At 40.8% G+C, this 3,684-nt stretch carries 5 protein-coding genes and 1 CRISPR repeat array; all 5 genes read right to left on the minus strand.

Annotated features, from left to right (window positions below; all coding sequences use genetic code 11):
- Positions 1-40: 40 nt before the first annotated feature.
- Positions 41-396: direct repeats of the CRISPR family, unit length 30 nt; unit sequence ATTTCAATTCAACCATTGTTCGATTAAGAG.
- Positions 397-603: 207 nt separating this feature from the next.
- Genes cas2 through QM629_RS19165 form a run of 5 tightly spaced genes read right to left on the minus strand, consistent with a single transcriptional unit; the run spans position 604 to position 3,550 of the window.
- Positions 604-867: a CRISPR-associated endonuclease Cas2 gene (gene cas2 / locus QM629_RS19145; RefSeq protein ID WP_415161516.1), complete on the minus strand. Its 264-nt coding sequence runs from the start codon at positions 865-867 to the stop codon at positions 604-606.
- A gap of 1 nt (position 868) precedes the next feature.
- Positions 869-1,873: a type I-B CRISPR-associated endonuclease Cas1b gene (gene cas1b / locus QM629_RS19150; RefSeq protein ID WP_415161517.1), complete on the minus strand. Its 1,005-nt coding sequence runs from the start codon at positions 1,871-1,873 to the stop codon at positions 869-871.
- 51 nt (positions 1,874-1,924) lie between these two features.
- Positions 1,925-2,488 (minus strand): plasmid pRiA4b ORF-3 family protein, encoded by a 564-nt coding sequence (locus tag QM629_RS19155; RefSeq protein ID WP_415161518.1) that lies wholly within the window; start codon positions 2,486-2,488, stop codon positions 1,925-1,927.
- An 11-nt stretch (positions 2,489-2,499) separates the two neighbouring features.
- Positions 2,500-3,027: a CRISPR-associated protein Cas4 gene (gene cas4, locus QM629_RS19160; RefSeq protein WP_415161519.1), complete on the minus strand. Its 528-nt coding sequence runs from the start codon at positions 3,025-3,027 to the stop codon at positions 2,500-2,502.
- Positions 3,028-3,031: 4 nt separating this feature from the next.
- Positions 3,032-3,550: a hypothetical protein gene (locus QM629_RS19165; RefSeq protein ID WP_415161520.1), complete on the minus strand. Its 519-nt coding sequence runs from the start codon at positions 3,548-3,550 to the stop codon at positions 3,032-3,034.
- Positions 3,551-3,684 lie beyond the last annotated feature (134 nt).

Consider the following 3,684-nt stretch of genomic DNA (forward strand, 5'->3'; position numbering starts at 1 on the left):
AGAGATTTGCTGCTAAATGGGATCCGATCGTAGCTAACGCATTTCAATTCAACCATTGTTCGATTAAGAGGGACGATATTGCCTGTTTTCTTCTAACCTCTCTTATTTCAATTCAACCATTGTTCGATTAAGAGTGCCATTCATCCCACTGCCAGAGAAGTAAGTATAATTTCAATTCAACCATTGTTCGATTAAGAGATTATTAACAGATGAAAGCCAATATTATTGTATTAAATTTCAATTCAACCATTGTTCGATTAAGAGTAAACCAGTTTTTTACTTTAGCTGCATCAATAAAACATTTCAATTCAACCATTGTTCGATTAAGAGATAGTTTGTTGTTAATTTTTATCGTTCATAATATCAATTTCAATTCAACCATTGTTCGATTAAGAGCCGCCGCACCGACGACTAAAAAAGCCTGTTTTACAAGGCTTTCAAATTGTGAATATATAAAATTATATAATAAAAAGTTGTCGCTGCCCGATAACATGATTTTACCCCCGCACCGACAACTATTGAGAACAAAATAGTTATATCAACTTTTCGCTTTTACCAATATGTCAGAGAGCTGCTGAAGCAATTATAATTCCCGGCCGACGACTACAAAAATGTATCCAGCTCATTTTTTTCCTTACCCACTATTTCTTTTTCAAGCCATTTGGCATCCCGGCTTTTAAAAACAATCATACTGTCTTCCTCTTCCTGCATTATCAGTTTTGCCCTGTGCTCCAATTCTTTCAGCTTCACTTCGGTTATATCACCTTCAAATACGCTGTTCTGAATCCAGTTCAGGTACTGCCTGCACAGTTTGAGCATTTTGCCCACTCTTTTTTCACCAATATCATATACCAGTATCACGTACATATTACCACCAGCTTTTAAACGGCTTATACTCTTCCATGTTCAGCAAATGCTTGGTAAGCTTATAGCATTCCAGTTTTACCAGGTGCTTATAACTTACACTCCGGTTTAATGTACGGTGCTTAATGGTTTCATTCAGCCGTTCTTCAAAAGCCCTTACAAAAGTTTTACGGGCGGCATCTTTCAGCACCACGCTGTTTACCTGCACATCAAAATCCCTGGCCTGGATTTCTTTTTTATTGAGCACTTTGAAAATAGTGCGATCCACCAAAATCGGTTTGAATATTTCCGCCAAATCCAGCGCCAGCGAATACCTTCTGAAACCGGGCTCATGCAAAAAGCTTATGGTAGGGTTTAATTGCGTGTGGTATATCTGGCCGAGGCATAACGTATAGCACATCATGTTTCCAAAAGATATTAATGCATTCACTTCATTTTTGGGCGGCTGCTTAGTGCGGCCATTCATGGCAAAATCATTCAGTATTATATCAAACGATTCATAATACACCTGGCGGATGTTTCCTTCAATGCCCATCAGCATATCAATATCAGTAGTGGTGAAAACAGATGTGCAGTAGCTTTCAATAACCTCAATAATTCCGTTTAAGTCTTTGCCGCGGCTTTGATAATAACGCAGGTTTTTAAGGATATTAAATGCCGCGCCTTCTACCAATTTTTGCGCAATGGTTAGCCTTTTGGTCTTATTGCTATAATGTTTGGTTTGCTCTATCTGCATTTTGCCGGCCAGCAAATAATCTTTGGGCATAAAGCTGCCGGTATAATGCTCATAGTAATCGAAGAAATGGACCGCAATTTGTTCCTTGCCTAAAAAATTATATAACGCGCTGTTGGCATCCAATGCACCGAAACAATACAGGTCGCTCACGCCTTCCACGGGTATGTATTTGGGCTGGCCTTCCTTGCCATCTTCATCCACGGGCGTGAATTTAAGCGTGTTGTCTTTGCGGCCCATGCGGCCGGGATTAAAGAGGTAGTAGGTTTTTTTCATAAAAACTATTCATTGAAATACGCCAGGCAGGTTTGCCATGAGTACACAATTTTAAACAGCCTGTACCCTTCGCTGTGCTAAGTCCAGATCAAATTCATGAATATCCCATTCACTGTTCCCGGTAAGCCCTACCCATTCACGCATACTTTCATATTCTTCATCTTTGGGATTGGCAAGCACTTCGAGCATTCGCTGGTAGCCCCATGGCCCACCGCAATCTTCGGGCGGGCATGCGCTTTTACCGGCAAGCAATTCTGCTTTTTTAGGAGCGCCCTCTTTTACTTCTTCCAGGATGATTTTGTGCATCCAGTCATCCCCGAAATCGTAGTTGTAGGTAAACCTTTGCCCCACGGTATCAAAGATTTTGAAGAGCTTTATTTTTGCGCTGTCGCTGATTTCCTCATCGCTCCAGCCTTCGTCATCGGGTATGCCTATAGCGGGATAGGAGCCATAACCCTGTGGCGAAAACTGATACAAATGGCAATTGTGCCAACCAAATGCAGCCTGTATAACAAGGTGAAATTTTTCAAATGTAAAATTGTCCGGCACTAAAACCCTTCGCCAAACCGGCGGTTTTGAAATACGTGCTAATTGAATTTTAAATTGTAAAAGCATGGTTTTAAATTTTATTCGTTTATGTAACAAAGTTCGTAATAGGAGCAGCTTTTGCAGATTTTTGAATGGATCACAGGCGGACACTGTTCATCTTCTTTTAACCGGGCAATGGATGTAACAGCAGACTTCAAATATGCAACGTCCCCATCATCTAATGACAAATGAGCTGTATGCCGTAACAATGGATATTCCAGGGTAGCTGTGGCATCGTTAATACCATTTAGCTTTAAAAGCCACAAATAAAATTTCACCTGCCATTCATGTGCTTTTTCCACTTTATCGCTGCGCTTGGTTTCGTGAATAATCTTTTGCCGGGCATCGTAAAAATCTATTTTGCCATACAGGCTAACGTGGTTATAATCCGCTTCTATACTCAACTCCGAATGTTTTTCGTTTCGCTGCGGGTAGCTGGTTTCGTGCAGCAGTTTGCCATCATATACCGTATCGCTGGTATGTTCCATATTAATACCATTGACATGCAACCAGCATTCGCGGGGGCATACATGGTAAAGGTTAATGAGTGTGGCATTAATGGTCATTATTCTATCTGCTTATAAAGTACGCTGCAAATTCTTTCAACTCAGCATTTTCAATCTCCAGGTATTTATTAAAGATTGTATCTCCTACTTTTTCCCTGATTGCAGAAATGCCTACATCAATCAGCCGCAGGCCATTTTGTGTAAGCAAAATATTATCAAATGCCTGCCCGCTAATATTTGAGGAGCGTTTTATATCCCTGTGCACAAAGCCCCCGCTATGCAACTGCGCTATTTCATCCATAAAAACGCTTAACCAAAGCTCTCTTCTTTCCACTTCATAAGCCCGGTAATCTATTGGATAAATACGTTCCATCACCAGCATTTCTGCCTGTAGCTCTTCGTTAAATTCCAGGCGTTTAAAACGGGCCACAAGCTCATTGATGCCATTGGCATATTGCATTTTTTCCGCTTCGGAACCTATGTCTGATCTTGTGTCGCCGGTAAACAACTTGCCCACTTCTGTTTCACTTAAAACGATCACTTTGTTGTTTGCGCCGGAGGAAAGGAGGCGGGGATATTTCATTGTATTGTTTTAATGACTATCCGTTTTTTGGAAAAGGTCTGTACCATGGATTTTCCAGCGTTGCGACCAATACCCTGTCAAATAAACTCTGCCCAAAGAACCTTCGGTTAAACTTGTAACAAAATTCATTCAGA

Origin of the sequence: Parafilimonas sp. (genome assembly GCF_047606085.1) — a bacterium.
In the GTDB taxonomy this organism is placed as follows: Bacteria; Bacteroidota; Bacteroidia; order Chitinophagales; family Chitinophagaceae; genus Parafilimonas.

Bases quoted from the DNA above. Each gene is read 5' to 3' on its own strand.
- cas2 (WP_415161516.1), bottom strand. From the start codon at position 867: ATGTACGTGATACTGGTATATGATATTGGTGAAAAAAGAGTGGGCAAA.
- cas1b (WP_415161517.1), bottom strand. From the start codon at position 1,873: ATGAAAAAAACCTACTACCTCTTTAATCCCGGCCGCATGGGCCGCAAA.
- QM629_RS19155 (WP_415161518.1), bottom strand. From the start codon at position 2,488: ATGCTTTTACAATTTAAAATTCAATTAGCACGTATTTCAAAACCGCCG.
- cas4 (WP_415161519.1), bottom strand. From the start codon at position 3,027: ATGACCATTAATGCCACACTCATTAACCTTTACCATGTATGCCCCCGC.
- QM629_RS19165 (WP_415161520.1), bottom strand. From the start codon at position 3,550: ATGAAATATCCCCGCCTCCTTTCCTCCGGCGCAAACAACAAAGTGATC.